The organism is Actinomadura rifamycini DSM 43936 (assembly GCF_000425065.1).
Lineage (GTDB): Bacteria > Actinomycetota > Actinomycetes > Streptosporangiales > Streptosporangiaceae > Spirillospora > Spirillospora rifamycini.
Genome location: NZ_KE384301.1, coordinates 92887 through 107669, shown reverse-complemented (window position 1 = coordinate 107669; position 14783 = coordinate 92887). Strand labels below are relative to the sequence as shown.

General features: G+C 73.7%; 18 protein-coding genes. 13 read left to right on the top strand and 5 right to left on the bottom strand.

Going from position 1 to position 14783, the window contains the following annotated elements:
- Positions 1–11: 11 nt before the first annotated feature.
- The 5 genes from sufC to H505_RS0137280 all read left to right on the top strand — a co-directional run bounded on the left by sufC (position 12) and on the right by H505_RS0137280 (position 3823).
- Positions 12–779 (top strand): Fe-S cluster assembly ATPase SufC, encoded by a 768-nt coding sequence (gene sufC, locus H505_RS0137300; RefSeq protein WP_026406034.1) that lies wholly within the window; start codon positions 12–14, stop codon positions 777–779.
- The gene (locus tag H505_RS0137295; RefSeq protein ID WP_026406033.1) at positions 776–2038 is read left to right on the top strand and encodes a cysteine desulfurase; all 1263 of its coding nucleotides are present in this window, start codon (positions 776–778) and stop codon (positions 2036–2038) included. Before sufC ends, H505_RS0137295 begins: the two co-directional genes overlap by 4 nt.
- Positions 2039–2080: 42 nt before the next feature.
- Complete coding sequence (gene sufU / locus H505_RS0137290) at positions 2081–2539, top strand: Fe-S cluster assembly sulfur transfer protein SufU (protein ID WP_026406032.1); 459 nt, start codon at positions 2081–2083, stop codon at positions 2537–2539.
- Entirely contained in the window at positions 2536–2940 is a 405-nt protein-coding gene (locus H505_RS0137285) for a metal-sulfur cluster assembly factor (protein ID WP_026406031.1), read from the top strand. Before sufU ends, H505_RS0137285 begins: the two co-directional genes overlap by 4 nt.
- A gap of 103 nt (positions 2941–3043) precedes the next feature.
- Entirely contained in the window at positions 3044–3823 is a 780-nt protein-coding gene (locus H505_RS0137280; protein WP_211238636.1) for a class I SAM-dependent methyltransferase, read from the top strand.
- Here H505_RS0137280 and H505_RS0137275 read toward each other — a convergent pair.
- A complete protein-coding gene (locus H505_RS0137275) occupies positions 3792–4373 on the bottom strand; it encodes a hypothetical protein (RefSeq protein ID WP_026406029.1) in 582 nt (193 codons plus the stop codon). The two genes, H505_RS0137280 and H505_RS0137275, sit on opposite strands and share 32 nt — an antisense overlap.
- A 4-nt stretch (positions 4374–4377) precedes the next feature.
- Entirely contained in the window at positions 4378–4563 is a 186-nt protein-coding gene (locus H505_RS0137270) for a hypothetical protein (RefSeq protein WP_026406028.1), read from the bottom strand.
- A 157-nt stretch (positions 4564–4720) separates the two neighbouring features.
- Here H505_RS0137270 and H505_RS0137265 point away from each other — a divergent pair, with 157 nt between their 5' ends.
- The gene (locus H505_RS0137265) at positions 4721–5923 is read left to right on the top strand and encodes a sensor histidine kinase (RefSeq protein ID WP_233617390.1); all 1203 of its coding nucleotides are present in this window, start codon (positions 4721–4723) and stop codon (positions 5921–5923) included.
- Complete coding sequence (locus H505_RS0137260) at positions 5924–6592, top strand: response regulator (protein ID WP_026406026.1); 669 nt, start codon at positions 5924–5926, stop codon at positions 6590–6592. It abuts the gene before it with no gap.
- Positions 6593–6697: 105 nt separating this feature from the next.
- On the opposite strand, the gene H505_RS46810 is transcribed toward H505_RS0137260, so the two are convergent.
- Both H505_RS46810 and H505_RS0137250 read right to left on the bottom strand, forming a co-directional pair.
- Positions 6698–7894: an EAL domain-containing protein gene (locus tag H505_RS46810; protein ID WP_064743786.1), complete on the bottom strand. Its 1197-nt coding sequence runs from the start codon at positions 7892–7894 to the stop codon at positions 6698–6700.
- A 103-nt stretch (positions 7895–7997) separates the two neighbouring features.
- Positions 7998–8393, bottom strand: a complete 396-nt coding sequence (locus H505_RS0137250) for a hypothetical protein (protein ID WP_026406025.1) — start codon at positions 8391–8393, stop codon at positions 7998–8000.
- Positions 8394–8499: 106 nt separating this feature from the next.
- Here H505_RS0137250 and H505_RS0137245 point away from each other — a divergent pair, with 106 nt between their 5' ends.
- The 3 genes from H505_RS0137245 to H505_RS0137235 are packed head-to-tail and all read left to right on the top strand — an operon-like array spanning position 8500 to position 10555.
- Positions 8500–9138 carry an AIM24 family protein gene (locus tag H505_RS0137245; RefSeq protein WP_233617389.1) on the top strand — a complete coding sequence of 213 codons (639 nt, stop codon included), beginning with the start codon at positions 8500–8502 and terminating at the stop codon, positions 9136–9138.
- Positions 9138–9791 (top strand): AIM24 family protein, encoded by a 654-nt coding sequence (locus H505_RS0137240; RefSeq protein ID WP_026406023.1) that lies wholly within the window; start codon positions 9138–9140, stop codon positions 9789–9791. Before H505_RS0137245 ends, H505_RS0137240 begins: the two co-directional genes overlap by 1 nt.
- A gap of 2 nt (positions 9792–9793) precedes the next feature.
- On the top strand, positions 9794–10555 hold the full coding sequence (locus H505_RS0137235; RefSeq protein ID WP_034521797.1) for an AIM24 family protein: 762 nt from the start codon (positions 9794–9796) through the stop codon (positions 10553–10555).
- A 52-nt stretch (positions 10556–10607) separates the two neighbouring features.
- On the opposite strand, the gene H505_RS0137230 is transcribed toward H505_RS0137235, so the two are convergent.
- Positions 10608–11393, bottom strand: coding sequence for a VOC family protein (locus H505_RS0137230; RefSeq protein ID WP_026406021.1), 786 nt, complete (start codon positions 11391–11393; stop codon positions 10608–10610).
- Between the two features lie 279 nt (positions 11394–11672).
- On the opposite strand from H505_RS0137230, the gene H505_RS0137225 reads away from it, so the two are divergent.
- The 3 genes from H505_RS0137225 to H505_RS0137215 all read left to right on the top strand — a co-directional run bounded on the left by H505_RS0137225 (position 11673) and on the right by H505_RS0137215 (position 14703).
- On the top strand, positions 11673–13271 hold the full coding sequence (locus tag H505_RS0137225; protein WP_026406020.1) for an ABC-F family ATP-binding cassette domain-containing protein: 1599 nt from the start codon (positions 11673–11675) through the stop codon (positions 13269–13271).
- A 116-nt stretch (positions 13272–13387) separates the two neighbouring features.
- On the top strand, positions 13388–13600 hold the full coding sequence (locus H505_RS0137220; RefSeq protein ID WP_026406019.1) for a helix-turn-helix domain-containing protein: 213 nt from the start codon (positions 13388–13390) through the stop codon (positions 13598–13600).
- 287 nt (positions 13601–13887) lie between these two features.
- Complete coding sequence (locus H505_RS0137215; protein ID WP_051301594.1) at positions 13888–14703, top strand: enoyl-CoA hydratase/isomerase family protein; 816 nt, start codon at positions 13888–13890, stop codon at positions 14701–14703.
- Positions 14704–14783: the final 80 nt, after the last annotated feature.

The window sequence follows — 14783 nt, the reverse complement described above, 5'->3', positions numbered from 1 at the left end:
ACGACAACACCATGGCCACGCTTGAGATCCGCGACCTCCACGTCTCCGTCGGCGAAGGCACCGACGGGACCAAGGAGATCCTGCGCGGGGTCGACCTCACCGTGCAGGCCGGCGAGACCCACGCGCTGATGGGGCCGAACGGCTCCGGCAAGTCCACCCTCGCCTACGCGATCGCCGGGCACCCCAAGTACGAGGTGACCGGCGGCACCGTGACGCTCGACGGCGAGGACGTCCTGTCCATGAGCGTCGACGAGCGCGCCCGCGCCGGGCTGTTCCTGGCGATGCAGTACCCGGTCGAGGTGCCGGGCGTGTCCGTCTCGAACTTCCTGCGCTCGGCCGTCACCGCCGTCCGCGGCGAGGCCCCGAAGCTGCGCGAGTTCTCCAAGGAGATGAAGGCGGCGATGGACGGGCTGTCCATCGACCCCGCGTTCGCGCAGCGCTCCCTCAACGAGGGCTTCTCCGGCGGCGAGAAGAAGCGGCACGAGATCCTCCAGCTGGAGATGCTCAAGCCGAAGATCGCCGTGCTCGACGAGACCGACTCCGGCCTCGACGTCGATGCCCTCAAGGTCGTGTCCGAGGGCGTGAACCGGTTCTCGGCCGCGCCCGGCACCGGCGTCCTGCTGATCACGCACTACACGCGCATCCTGCGGTACGTGCAGCCGGACTTCGTGCACGTCTTCGCGGGCGGCCGCATCGTCGCCGAGGGCGGCCCCGAGCTGGCCGACCAGCTGGAGAACGAGGGCTACGAGAAGTACGTGAAGGCGGGCGCGTCGGCATGACACTGCTGCCCGAGGAGCTGAAGAAGGACTTCCCGCTCCTGCAGCGCACCGTCCGGGGCGGGCGGCCCCTGGTCTACCTGGACTCGGGGGCCACCTCGCAGAAGCCCGTCGCGGTGCTGAACGCCGAGCGGGAGTTCTACGAGCGGTACAACGCGGCGCCGCACCGCGGCGCCCACCTCCTCGCCGAGGAGGCCACCGAGGCGTACGAGAAGGCGCGCGCGTCCATCGCCCGGTTCGTCGGCGCGACGCCCGGCGAGATCGTGTTCACCAAGAACGCCACCGAGGGCATCAACCTCGTGGCGTACGCGATGAGCAACGCCGCCACCGCCGGGCCCGAGGCCGAGCGCTTCCGGGTGGGCCCCGGCGACGAGGTCGTGGTGTCCGAGATGGAGCACCACGCGAACCTCGTCCCGTGGCAGGAGCTGTGCCGCCGCACCGGCGCGACGCTCCGCTGGTTCGGGATCACCGACGAGGGCCGCCTCGACCTGGACGGCCTGGACGGCCTGGTCAACGAGCGCACGAAGATCGTCGCGCTGACGCACCAGTCGAACGTCCTCGGCACCGTCACGCCGGTCGACCGCATCGTGGAGCGTGCCCACGCGGTCGGCGCGCTCGTCCTGCTGGACGCCGCGCAGTCCGTTCCGCACCAGCCGGTGGACGTCCGCGCCCTCGGCGCCGACTTCCTCGCCTTCTCCGGGCACAAGATGCTCGGCCCGACCGGCATCGGCGTGCTGTGGGGCCGCCGCGAGCTCCTCGAGGCCATGCCGCCGTTCATCACCGGCGGCTCCATGATCGAGCTCGTGCGGATGGAGTCGAGCACGTTCATGCCGCCGCCGCAGCGGTTCGAGGCGGGCGTCCCGATGACCGCGCAGGCCGTCGGGCTCGGCGCGGCCTGCGACTACCTTGCCGACCTCGGCATGGACCGGGTCCACGCGCACGAGGAGGCCCTCGTCGGCTACTCCCTCGAGCGGCTGTCGGAGATCCCCGGCGTCCGGATCATCGGCCCGGGCACCACCGAGGCGCGCGGCGGGGCCGTGTCGTTCACCGTCGCGGACATCCACCCGCACGACGTCGGCCAGGTGCTGGACGACCTCGGCGTCGAGGTCCGCGTCGGGCACCACTGCGCGTGGCCGATCTGCCGCCGGTTCGGCATCCCCGCCACCACCCGGGCGACGTTCTACCTGTACAACACCCTCGCCGACGTGGACGCGCTCGCCGACGGGGTACGGCAGGCGCAGAAGTTCTTCGGAACAGCCTGAGGGCCGCCCCGGTTGTAGCCAGAAAGGCTTGGAAAGGACGACATGCAGCTGGAGGCGATGTACCAGGAGGTCATCCTGGACCACTACCGCAATCCCCTCCACAAGGGCTTGCGGGAGCCGTACGAGGGTGAGGCGCACCACGTCAACCCGACGTGCGGCGACGAGGTGACGCTGCGCGTCCACCTGGACGGCGACGGCCGGGACGCCACGGTGGCGGACGTCTCCTACGACTCCATGGGCTGCTCGATCAGCCAGGCCAGCGCGTCGGTGATGGCCGACCTGCTGATCGGCAAGTCGGTCAAGCAGGCCATGGAGGTCGGCGACGAGTTCCTGGCGCTGATGCAGTCGCGCGGCCAGGACGTCGAACCGGACGAGGACGTCCTGGAGGACGCCGTCGCCTTCGCCGGGGTGTCGAAGTACCCGGCCCGGATCAAGTGCGCCCTCCTCGCCTGGATGGCGTGGAAGGACGCGACCGCCCGCGCACTGGGAGAGGCATCATGAGCGAGACGACCGACACCGCCGAGACGACCGGCACCGCCGAGACGACCGGCGCGCCCGAGACGGCCGAGGCCGCCGCGGGCGGCACCGGCGCCGACACCGCCGCCGAGGAGGAGGTCCTCGAGGCGCTGAAGGACGTCGTCGACCCCGAGCTCGGCATCAACGTCGTCGACCTGGGCCTGGTGTACGGGGTGAACCTCGACGGGGGCGTCGCCACCCTGGACATGACGCTCACCAGCGCCGCCTGCCCGCTCACCGACGTGATCGAGGACCAGGCGCACAGCGCCCTGGACGGCCTGGTGCAGGACGTCAAGATCAACTGGGTGTGGCTCCCGCCGTGGGGCCCCGACAAGATCACCGAGGAGGGCCGGGACCAGCTCCGCGCCCTCGGCTTCAACGTCTGACGCGCCACCCGCGGAGGCCGCGCCCCGACCCGGGGCGCGGCCTCCGCGCGTCCGCCGGGCGCGGTGCCACCGGCGCCGAGGCGTCCGCGTAGGGTCGTCCGACGTGAAGGATGCTTTTCCGGACAGCGATCCGGGGCTCGTGGCCCGGCGTGCGGCCTCGTTCGGCGGCGGCGCCGCGGCGTACGCGGCGGAGCGGCCCGACTATCCGGTCGCCGCGGTGCGGTGGGCGCTGGAGCCCCTGGGCGGACGGCCGCCGCGGGTGCTCGACCTCGGCGCGGGCACCGGCAAGCTCACCGAGGTCCTCCTGCGGGACGGCCTGCGCCCCGAGGACGTCGTGGCCGTCGAACCCGATCCGGCGATGCTCGGCGAACTCCGCCGCGGGCTCCCCGACGTGCGCGTCCTGCGAGGGGGCGCGGAGGACATCCCGCTCGGCGACGCGAGCGTGGACGCGGTCCTGGTCGGGCAGGCGATGCACTGGTTCGACCTCGACCGGGCGCTCCCCGAGATCCACCGGGTGCTCGCGCCGGGCGGGGTCCTCGCGGGGCTGTGGAACCTGGACGACGACCGCGTGCCGTGGGTCGCGGGGCTGAAGGAGGCCGCGCGCAGCACCGTGTCGCTGCGGCGATGGCGGCCGAAGTCGGTCCCTCCGACGCGGTGGTTCCCGGAGATCGAGCGGGCGGAGTTCCCGCACGCCCAGCGGCGCACGGTCGACTCCATGGCGGCGACCGTCGGCACGCACAGCCACGTGCTCGTGCTGGACGCCGCCGAACGCGACGAGCTGCTCGGGCGGGTGCGCGACTACCTGCGCGGCAGGCCCGAGACGGCCGCGGGCGAGTTCGACCTGCCGATCGTCACCGCGGCCGTCCGGACTCTGCGGGGCTAGCGCTCCGCCCCTCCGGCTCCTGCTCCTTGGCCGGCCACAGCGTGTGGCTGACGGGCCAGATCGCCCAGATCGCCAGGACGAGGCCGAGGCGCGCCGCCCACGCCCACAGGGCCGCCGTGCGCTCGGCGTCGCCGACCATGGCGATCATGCCGACGAGCAGCCCGCAGGCGATCGCGGTGGCGGCGGCGGCCTTGCCGAACTCGCGCCACTCGTACCGGGTGCGCGCCCGGCCGCCCCGCGGCTTCCCGCGGGGCGGCGGGCCGCCCGCGAACCGGTGCGCGAAGCGCTCGTCGGCCCAGCGGACCATGCTGTGCCCGAACGCGATCGAGTAGCCGAGGTAGGCGGCCGACAGCCCGTGCGCGAAGCCCGCCTCGGCGCCCCGGCGCAGGTCGAGGACGGTCGCGGCGAGCAGCACGGCGTCGATCAGCGGCACGCAGAGCAGGAGCAGGGCCCCGAGGCGCCGCATCCGCAGCGGGTAGCGGGCGAGCAGGCCGGCGCCGAGGACGACCCAGAACCCGATCTCGCACGCGGCGATGACCGCGATGAGCACGGCGTCACCGGCGCCGGGCGAGGGCCGCGCCGGCGCCGTAGAGCGCCAGCCCGAGCAGGCCGAGGCCGATTCCGGCGAGCGGCTGACGGGTGTCCGTCCACTCCAGAACGTCCATCTGATCGCTGCCGAAGGCGTGGTTGACGAGCGAGAGCAGACCCGCGACCGCGACGATGGTTCCGATGGTGCGCACTGTGCGTTCCCTCCGATGGCGTACCCCTCGATCGTCGGACACGCGGGGGAGGGGACACGTCGTCTGGGATGAGGTTTCGCGGGTCGTCCGAAGGATGTACGCGCCGCCCTCACAGCGGTGGACGCGCCACACTCCCGGAGGTGCTGAGATAGGGGGCGTGCTGTCGACCGCCCGCCGCCTCACCACCCCGCAGGACGCCCTCATCGCCGCCGCGGCGCTGATCGGCGGCGTCCTGATGATCCTCGCGGACGGCTACATCAAGTGGGTGGACGCCTGGCTGCCGAACCTCGCGCTGCGGTGCGTCCCGCTGGCCGGCCTGTGCGCGGCGATGCTGCTGCGGCGGACGGCGCCCCGCACCGGGCTGGCGGTGGCGACGCCCTTCAACTTCCTCGACGTGGCGCTGGGACCGAGCCTCGCCACGCTGATGATCTACGGGGACGCGCTGTACGCGGCGAGCCTGTACGGGCCGCGGCGGACGGCCGAACGGCTCCTCGGCGTGACGATCGCGGCGACGCTGGCCACCACGGTGGCGGCGGGCGCCCTGCTGGGCGGGATCTCCGTCGCGGTGCTGCTGGGCGCGGTCGCCGGGATGACCTGGGTCGCGCCGGTGCTGACCGCGATGGTGGTCCGCGAGCACCGCTTCCGGGCGGAGGCCGAGCGGCAGCGCGCCGAGCAGGTCGCGCGGCTCGCCGAGCTCGACCGGCGCGCCGCCGTGGGCGCCGAGCGGGCCCGGATGGCGCGGGAGCTGCACGACGTCGTCGCGAACCACCTGAGCGCCGTCGCGCTGCACTCGTCGGCCGTCCTGAAGGTCCGCGACCTGGACCGGGAGACGCTGGACCGGTCGCTCGAGGTGATCCGCGAGAACAGCGTGCAGGGGCTGGCCGAGATGCGCCGCATGATCGGGCTGCTGCGCGACGGCGACGGCGCCGACACCGATCCGCCCGCGCAGCCGCGGCTGTCGGAGCTGGAACGGCTGGTGGCGCGAACGTCGCGCAACGACCTGTCCGCCCGGCTGCAGATCGCCGGGGAGCCGCCCGAGCTGCCCGCGGCGGTGGAACTGGCCGCGTACCGGATCGTGCAGGAGTCGCTGACGAACGCGCTCAAGCACGCCGGTCCCGGCCGCGCCGACGTGGTGGTCGAGTACGGGCGCGACGGCCTGACGATCGACGTGCTGAGCCCGCTCGGGGCCGGCGACGCGCGGCTGCCGGGCACCGGCAGCGGACTGATCGGGATGCGGGAGCGGGCGACGCTGCTGGGCGGCCGGTTCGACGCGGGCCCCTGGCCGGAGCCGGACGGCTCCCGCTGGCGGGTGCGCGCCCGGCTGCCGGTGGACCCGCCCGCCGAGAAGGAGACGACCTAGATGATCGACGTGCTGGTGGCCGACGACCAGGCGGCGGTGCGCGCCGGGCTGGTCCTCATCCTGGGCGCCGCGCCGGGCGTCCGGGTCGTCGGCGAGGCCGCCGACGGGGAACGGGCGGTCGAGCTGGCGCGCGAGCTGCGCCCGGACGTGGTGCTGATGGACGTGCGCATGCCGCGGCTGGACGGCATCCGCGCCACCCGGGAGATCTCCGGTTTCACCGACGTGCTCGTGCTGACCACGTTCGACGTGGACGAGTACGTGTTCGGCGCGCTGCGGGCGGGCGCGGCCGGGTTCCTGCTCAAGGACGTCGACGCCGACCGGCTCGTCGACGCGGTGCGCACGGTGGCGGCGGGGGAGGGCATCATCGCCCCGAAGGTGACCCGGCGGCTGATCGGCGCGTTCGCCGCGCGCCCGGCGGCACCGGAGCCCGTCCCCGGGCTGGCGGACCTGACGCCCCGCGAGCGGGACGTCTTCCGGTGCCTGGGCGAGGGCATGTCGAACGGCCAGATCGCGGAGCGCCTCGACATGGCCGAGACCACCACCAAGACGCACGTCAGCCGCATTCTGGCGAAACTCGGGCTGCGCAGCCGCGTCCAGGCGGCCATCCTCGCCCAGGAGACGGCCGCCGTCGGCCCGGTGGACCCCGGCCGTCACCCGCATCCCCGCTGACGCCTCCGGCCCGCCACACGGCCGCTCAGCGCGCCGCCCCCCTCGTCCGGCGGGACGGGCGCCGCACGCGGTGGCCGGAAGTCCGGGGGCGTCCGGGGCACGCGGTCAGGGGGACAGGCCGCGGATGAGGTCGGCGACCCGGACGATGCCGAGGCAGCGGCCCACCTCGTCCACCACGACCAGGTCGTCGTAGACCCGCTCGTCCTCCCGGCCCGCCGCGCGCAGCGCCGCCACCGCCGGGACGGTGCGCGGCACCGGCCGGGGCCGGTCGGCGAGCCGCGCGGCGGGCCGGGCGGCGTGCAGCGCGTGCCCGTAGGGCCCCGACAGCCGCAGCAGGAACCGCGTCCGGTCCACCGTGGCGTACGGGCGCTGCCGCTCGTCCACCAGGACGATGCTGGTGACGCCGCTCTCGGCGTTCAGCGCCTCCAGCACCTCGTCGGCGGTGGCCGTGTGCGGCAGCGTGATCGCCGGCAGGGTGAACTCCGACACGCGCGGCCCGAGCGAGGCGTACGGGAGCCGCGCCGCCGGCTCCTCGCGCGCCGCGACGGGGACGCTGACCGGCATGCCCGGCCGCCACTCCGGCCCGGCCAGCACCGGTCCCTGGGCGAGCCGGGCGCCGAGCCCGCGCAGGTGCAGCACCTGGTCCTGGGTCTCCAGCCCCGGCGCGAGGACGTGCGTCTCCAGCCGGTGCGCCAGGTCCATCAGGCTCCCGGCCAGCGCGGAGCGGCGCGGTTCGCCCGGCGTCCGCCGGGCCAGGTCGGCGTCGAGCTTGAGCAGGTAGGGGGCGACGTCGGCGAGCAGGTCCAGCGGCGCGTGCGCGGCGCCGAGCCCGGCGAGCCCGACGAGGTAGCCGGCCCGGCGCAGCCCGCCGAGCGCGGCCGCCACCGCGGGCCGGATCCCGGGCGGGAACCCGCCGGTCGCGCACAGGATGATCTCGTTGGGGCGGCGTCCCGCCGAGCCCAGGCCCCGGTGCAGGGCGGACAGGACGTGCTCGCCCGCGGCGAGGGTCTCGGCGCGCAGGCCGACCAGCAGCGGGAGCCGCGTGCCGAGTTCCGCCGCCGCGCCCGCCGCGTCGACCGCGCGGCGCACGTCGTCGGCGGCGGGATCGGGCCGTCCGGCGGGGGCGGGCGGTGCGGTGTACGGGTCGGGGCGGAGGTCTGCGGCCGGGTCCGGGAGGGGCCCGGCGGACGGGTCCGCGGTCGGGCCCGCGTGCGCCTCCACGGCCACGACGGCGCCGCTGCCCAGGTCGACGACCGGGTGGAACACCGCGCGGGCGGGGAGAAGGACATCAAGGGCTGACACATCCGCATGATGCCGCCTCTATACGCCCGAAACCCCAGTTGTCAGGAGTTGTTCACGCACAATTCGCCAGGTCAGACGTGCCCCGCATGATCATAAACAATGGTCACAGGTCGCGTCCGGCGAACAGCGTCGCCAGCAGGTAGGTGACGCCCGCGAGGGCGGCGAGCCAGGCGTACGGGGCGATCTCGGCGCCGCGCAGCGCCTGCACGGTCAGCGCCGCGACGACCGCGACCGTCAGCACGTCCCCGGTGACGGCGGCGCCGCGCCGGTGCGCGCGCGTCCGGTGCCCGGTGCCGAACCCCTCGCCGAGGGCCGGGCCGGCGTCGTGCCTGCGGTGCGCCAGCAGCCCCGCGTACCCGGCGAGCGCGCAGAGCGCGACCGCGCCGGTGCCGGTGCGGCCGTCGGCGGCGAGCACGGCGCCGACCACCACCGCGGCGGCCACGACGAGGCCGGGGACGGCCCACCGGCTGATGCTGCGGCGTTCGGGAGCGATCCACATGGGCGCCATCCTTCCCGATCACCGGGCGGTCCCGTCCGCAACGCGCCGGTCCGCTCACGGTCGATGCCTGTGGTTGGGCGGGGGCAGGCCGGTATGTTATCGGCCCGTGGCGCAATTTCGATTGAACGGCTCCAAGATGCTGGCCGTCGATCTCGCGGGCGAGTCGATCAGGGCGCTCAACGGCTCCATGGTCGCCTACGAGGGACAGATGGCCTTCAAGCGGCAGGGCATGAGCGGGGGCGAGGGCCTGCGCGGCGCGCTGAAGCGGAAGATCGCGGGCGAGAGCATGACCCTCATGGAGATCAGCGGCCAGGGCACGGTGTACCTGGCGAGCGAGGCGACCGAGGTCACCCTGGTCCAGCTCGCCGGCGACACCCTCTACGTGGAGTCCGAGAGCCTCCTCGCCCTGGACGGCGGCCTGCAGACCGGCGTGCACTTCGTCGGGCTGCGCGGGATGGGGAGCGGGCAGGGCCTCGCGACCACCAAGGTCGACGGGCACGGCACCGCGGCGATCCTGTCGGACGGGCCCGCGATCGCCCTCGAGGTGACGCCGCAGGCGCCGCTGAGCGTCGACCCGCACGCCTACGTGGGGCACATCGGCCGGCTCGAGCAGGACGTCGTCACCGACGTCAACTTCCGCACCGTCCTCGGCCAGGGGTCCGGGGAGAGCGTCCAGTTCCGGTACCAGGGGCACGGCCTGGTCTACGTGCAGCCCGCCGAGCGCGGCGGCATTCTGGAGATCTGATGCCGGGATACCAGTCGATCAACTCCAAGATGCTCCAGGTGCAGGTCGGGCCGGGGCGGGAGGTCTACAGCAGGCGCGGCGCGATGCTCGGCTACACCGGCCCGGTGTCGTTCGCGCCGTCCGCGACCGCCGGGCAGGGCCTCGGCCAGACGCTCGGACGCGCCGTCGCGGGCGAGCGCACCTCGATGATGCACGTCACCGGGCAGGGCCGGGTGATGTTCGGGTACGCGGGCCTGGAGGTCACCACGGTCGAGCTCGACGGCTCCGACACGCTGTTCGTCGAGGCCGACCGGCTCCTCGTGCACGACGCGACCCTCCAGGTCGGGACGATGTTCATGGGCGAGCAGGGCGGCGTCCGCGGCGTCATCCGCGGCGCGGTGACCGGCCAGGGCCTGTTCACCACCACGCTCACCGGCCGCGGCTCCTGCGCGCTGCTGTCGCACGGCGGCGTGATGGAGATGCCGATCACCCCGCAGCGCCCCGTCCACGTCGACCCGCAGGCGTACGTCGCCCACCGCGGCCAGGTGCAGAACAAGCTGAGCACCGCCGTCGGACTCCGCGACCTGGTGGGCCGCGGCTCCGGCGAGGCGTTCCAGCTCGAGCTGAGCGGCTCCGGCGTCGTCTACGTCCAGGCCAGCGAGAGGAAGATCTGACCGTGACCAGCTACGGCACGCAGACCTGGAACGCCGGCACGCTCCCGGCCAACGACAACGTCAACCCCTACGCCTTCAGCGTGGACCTCAACGGGCAGTGGTTCGCGCAGAAGGGCAAGATGATCGCCTACTACGGGCAGATCAGGTTCGAGGCGCTGTCGGCCGGGCCCCTCGACGCCCTCGTCGCGCACACGTTCAACTCCCCGCTCTACGCGCAGGACTGGATCGTCGCGCAGGGGCAGGGCAAGCTGCTGCTCGCCGACCGGGGCTTCGACGTCAACTCCTTCGACCTCGACGACGGCAACCTCACGGTCCGCGCCGGCAACCTGCTGGCGTTCGAGCCCGGCCTGGAACTGAAGCAGTCGATCATCCCGGGCTTCCTCACGCTGATCGGCACCGGCCGGTTCGTGGCCGCCTCGAACGGGCCCGTGCACTTCGTCGAACCGCCCGTCCGGGTCGACCCGCAGGCGCTGCTCGGCTGGGCCGACTGCCCGTCCCCCTGCCACCACTACGACCACGCGTACATGCGGGGGGCGCTCGGCGCCGCGCGCGCCGCGTTCGGCATCGGGGGCGCGTCCGGCGAGGAGCACCAGTTCGACTTCACCGGCCAGGGCACCGTGCTGATGCAGTCGTCCGAGGTCGTGATGAACGAGGACGTCCTGCTGCGCGACCTCGAGGGCCAGATCGGCACGGTCGGCACGTCCGGGCTGCAGCGGCTCCAGCACACGATCAACCAGCGCCTCGCCGCCGAACGCCAGGACTGACCGGCCGGCCGGTGCCGGGCGGGCGCGCGCCCGCCCGGCACCGGCGGCGGGGTCACCCCGCCGGTTCGGGCGCCGGCTTCATCAGCTGGAACCGGGCGCCGAACGGGTCGCGGACGGACGCGAACCGCCCGTACGGCGAGTCGACGGGTTCCCGGTCGACGGCGCCGCCGCCCTCGCGCACCAGCCGGACGGCCTCGTCGGCGTCCGCGACGGCGAAGCACGACTGCCACGACGCGCCGCCCGCGCCCGGCTCGCCCATCACGCCGCCGATGTAGCGGCCGTCCGGGCGCTTGAGGACGGTGTAGTCCATGCCGCCCGCCTCCTCGTCGGGCATCGCCTCGCCCCGGTGCCCGAACACGGCGGCGTAGAAGCCGAGCGCGGCCTCGGGGTCCGGGGTGACGACCTCGTTCCAGACGAGCGAGCCCGGCTCGTTCACGTAGGCGGAGCCGATGTGCGCGCGGCCCTGCCACAGGCCGAACTGGGCGCCCTGCGGGTCGCGGACGATGGCCATCCGGCCGAGGTCCATCACGTCCATCGCGGGCTCCACCACCTCGCCGCCCGCGTCGGTGACCCGCGCGACCGTCGCGTCGCAGTCGTCGGTGGCGAAGTAGACGTCCCACCAGAAGTCGTCGGCGTCCTCGTCCGGGTTCTTCATGACCGCCGCGACGGACTCGCCGCGCAGCAGGCACAGGTTGTAGTGCCCGGTCTCCGCGCCGGTGTCGCGGAACTCCCAGCCGAAGATCGGACCGTAGAACGCCTTGGCCCGCTCGACGTCCGGGACCCCCAGGTCGATCCAGTTCGGCGTCCCTTCGGGCGCGTTGCTCGTGACGTGCGTCATTCCGACTCGCTCCTTGGTCGTGGGCCGTCTCCGGCCCGGCGTCCCCGTCGCACGCTCTGACCCGTGCGTCCTCCCCATACCCCGGTCGCGTTCGCACTCGTGTTCGACGGGGCGGCGAAAAAGTATGGAACGGGGCGGGACGCGGTCACGTACACTGGACCGATGGTTTCGCTCCCGAACTGACAGGCCGTTCTGGCGCGCCCCGGTCACCGGACCGTGCGGCGCGCCGTTTCGTGCGCCTGCCCGTCGAACCGTCCCGTCCAGGGGAGCCCTGTCACTGTGATCATCGCGAAAGACATCGAGCTGCGCGCCGGGCCCCGGCTGCTGATCGAATCCGCCTCGTTCCGGGTCAATCCCGGCGACCGGGTCGGGTTCGTGGGCCGCAACGGCGCGGGGAAGACGACCCTCACCAAGGTGCTGGCGGGGGAGGCGCTCCCCGCGCAGGGCGCCGTCACCTCCTCGGGCACCATCGGCTACCTCCCCCAGGATCCGCGCGGCGTCGACCTCGACGAGCTGGCCCGCGACCGCATCCTGTCGGCGCGCGGCCTGGACGAGATCGTCCGCGACCTGCGGGCCGCCGAGGAGGCCATGGCCACCGCCACCGGCCAGGCGCGGGACAAGGCGGTCCGCCGCTACGGGCGGCTGGAGGAGCGGCTGCACGTGCTCGGCGGCTACTCCGCCGAGTCCGAGGCCGCCTCGATCGCGTCCAGCCTCGGCCTGCCGGACCGGGTGCTCGGGCAGCCCCTCGGGACGCTGTCGGGCGGGCAGCGGCGGCGGGTGGAGCTGGCCCGGATCCTGTTCTCCGACGCCGACACCCTGCTGCTGGACGAGCCGACCAACCACCTGGACGCCGACTCCATCGTCTGGCTGCGCGACTTCCTGAAGTCGCACCAGGGCGGCCTCGTGGTCATCAGCCACGACGTCGAGCTGCTGGACGCCGTCGTGAACCGGGTCTTCCACCTGGACGCCAACCGCAGCGTCATCGACATCTACAACGTCGGCTGGAAGAAGTACCTCGACCAGCGGGAGACCGACGAGCGGCGCCGCAAGCGCGAGAGCGCCAACGCGCATCGGCAGGCGTCCGCGCTGCTGTCCCAGGCAGACAAGATGCGCGCCAAGGCCACCAAGGCGAAGGCGGCCCAGCAGATGGACCGCCGCGCCCGGCAGCTGCTGGCGGGCGTCGAGGGCGAGCGGCAGGCCGACAAGGTGGCCAAAATTCGCTTCCCGGACCCGGCGCCGTGCGGCAAGACCCCCCTCACCGCGACGGGTTTGTCGAAATCGTACGGATCTTTGGAGATTTTCACCGACGTCGACCTGGCGATCGACAAGGGCAGCCGCGTCGTCGTCCTCGGCCTGAACGGCGCGGGCAAGACGACGCTCCTGCGCCTGCTGGCGGGGGTGGACGAGGCCGACACCGGCACCGTCGAGGCCGGCCACGGGCTGCGGCTCGGCTACTACGCCCAGGAGCACGAGACGCTGGACGTCGAACGGTCGGTGCTGGAGAACATGCAGTCCGCCGCGCCCGGCATGGCGCCCGTCGAGGTCCGCAAGATCCTGGGCTCGTTCCTGTTCTCCGGCGACGACGTCGACAAGCCCGCGGGCGTCCTGTCCGGCGGCGAGAAGACCCGGCTGGCACTGGCGATGCTCGTGGTCTCCAGCGCGAACGTCCTGCTCCTGGACGAGCCCACCAACAACCTCGACCCGGCCAGCCGGGAGGAGATCCTCGCGGCGCTGCGGACGTTCGCCGGAGCCATCGTCCTGGTCACCCACGACGAGGGCGCCGTCGAAGCGCTCGCTCCGGAAAGAGTGATCTTGCTTCCGGATGGTGTGGAGGATATCTGGAGTGACGAGTTTGCCGATCTGGTGACGCTCGCGTGACCTGCGCGGCATCTTCCGCAGATCTTTTCTCGCCGAGTGGGTAGCCGAACGGCCGGGAATGACTGATCATGGCGGGGGATAACGCAGCGGTCACCACATCACTACGGGAGGTACTCGTGGCCGAGACCCTGAAGAAGGGCACCCGCGTGACCGGTGCCGAGCGCGACAAGCTGGCGACGGACCTGAAGAAGAGGTACGAATCCGGCGAGAGCATCCGCGCCCTGGCAGCCGCCACCGGCCGCTCGTACGGCTTCATCCACCGGATTCTGACCGAGTCCGGCGTCAACCTTCGCGGTCGCGGCGGCGCGACCCGGGGCAAGAAGTCCTGACCGGACGCCGACCCCCGGAGCAGCGCCCCACCTGACCCGTTGCGGCCGCCTTCGGCGCGACCGGCGCCGAGCGGAGGCAACGGGTCAGGCCCGGCCGCGGCGGGGATCGTCCCCCCTGGACGGGACGCCCGACCAGGCGCCGCGACCGACCGAGTAGGGTTCGGTCGCGGCGGGATCGGCATGGGCCCCGCCTCGTGGACGGCGAGGCGGGCCCGGTGCGCGGTGCACCGCCGCAGCCGAGCCGTTCGGGCGCGCCCTCGGGAGGCCGCCCACCAGGAGGGGGACACATGACCGACGTGCACGCGCGCGCCGAGGAGAGCGCGGCGCCCGCCGCCCCGGGCGCGGCCGAGCTGGCCGAGGCCGGGCTGGCGCTGGAGATCGACGGGGCCGTCGCCACCGTCACGCTCGACCGCCCCGAGCGGCGCAACGCGATGACCTTCGCGACCTGGCGCGGGCTCGCCGCGATCGGCCGCTCGCTCCCCGCGGACGTGCGCGTCGTCGTCCTGCGCGGCGCGGGCCCGTGCTTCTCCGCCGGCATCGACCTGTCGATGTTCTCCGGCGGCGGCGAGGGCTTCACCGACGGCTCCGACGCCGCGGCGACCGACCGGTTCATCGCGGAGCTGCAGGAGGGCTACACCTGGCTGCGGCGCCCCGACATCGTCACCGTCGCCGCCGTCCACGGGCACGCGATCGGCGGCGGCTTCCAGCTCGCCCTGGCCTGCGACATGCGGGTCGTCGCCGACGACGCCCGGTTCTGCATGAAGGAGCCCGCGCTCGGGCTCGTCCCCGACCTGACCGGCACCAAGCCGCTCGTGGAGATCGTCGGGATCGGCCGCGCGCTGGAGCTGTGCCTGACCGCCCGCACCGTCGGCGCGGACGAGGCCGCCCGGCTGGGCCTCGCCGAGATCGTCGTCCCGGCGGACGGCCTGGACGCGGCGGTCGCCGACCTCGTCGCGTCCCTGCTCGCGGTGAACCCGGGCGCGGCGGTCGCGACGAAGCGGCTGCTGTGGGAGGCGGCCGAGAACACGCTCGAGGAGCAGTGCGCCGCCGAGCGGCGCGAGCAGATCGGCCGGCTCCGGGAGATGTTCGGCGCGCAGGGCTAGGACGGCGGGGACGCCGCCTCGAACGCGGCGGAGACCGCCACAGACGCGGCAGAGACGCGGCGGGGACGCGCGTTTTCGCC

Coding starts and splice junctions, on each gene's coding strand:
- H505_RS0137230 (WP_026406021.1), bottom strand. CDS start 11,393: ATGACGCACGTCACGAGCAACGCGCCCGAAGGGACGCCGAACTGGATC.
- H505_RS0137215 (WP_051301594.1), top strand. CDS start 13,888: ATGACCGACGTGCACGCGCGCGCCGAGGAGAGCGCGGCGCCCGCCGCC.
- sufC (WP_026406034.1), top strand. CDS start 12: ATGGCCACGCTTGAGATCCGCGACCTCCACGTCTCCGTCGGCGAAGGC.
- H505_RS0137285 (WP_026406031.1), top strand. CDS start 2,536: ATGAGCGAGACGACCGACACCGCCGAGACGACCGGCACCGCCGAGACG.
- H505_RS0137250 (WP_026406025.1), bottom strand. CDS start 8,393: ATGTGGATCGCTCCCGAACGCCGCAGCATCAGCCGGTGGGCCGTCCCC.
- H505_RS0137260 (WP_026406026.1), top strand. CDS start 5,924: ATGATCGACGTGCTGGTGGCCGACGACCAGGCGGCGGTGCGCGCCGGG.
- H505_RS0137240 (WP_026406023.1), top strand. CDS start 9,138: ATGCCGGGATACCAGTCGATCAACTCCAAGATGCTCCAGGTGCAGGTC.
- H505_RS0137295 (WP_026406033.1), top strand. CDS start 776: ATGACACTGCTGCCCGAGGAGCTGAAGAAGGACTTCCCGCTCCTGCAG.
- sufU (WP_026406032.1), top strand. CDS start 2,081: ATGCAGCTGGAGGCGATGTACCAGGAGGTCATCCTGGACCACTACCGC.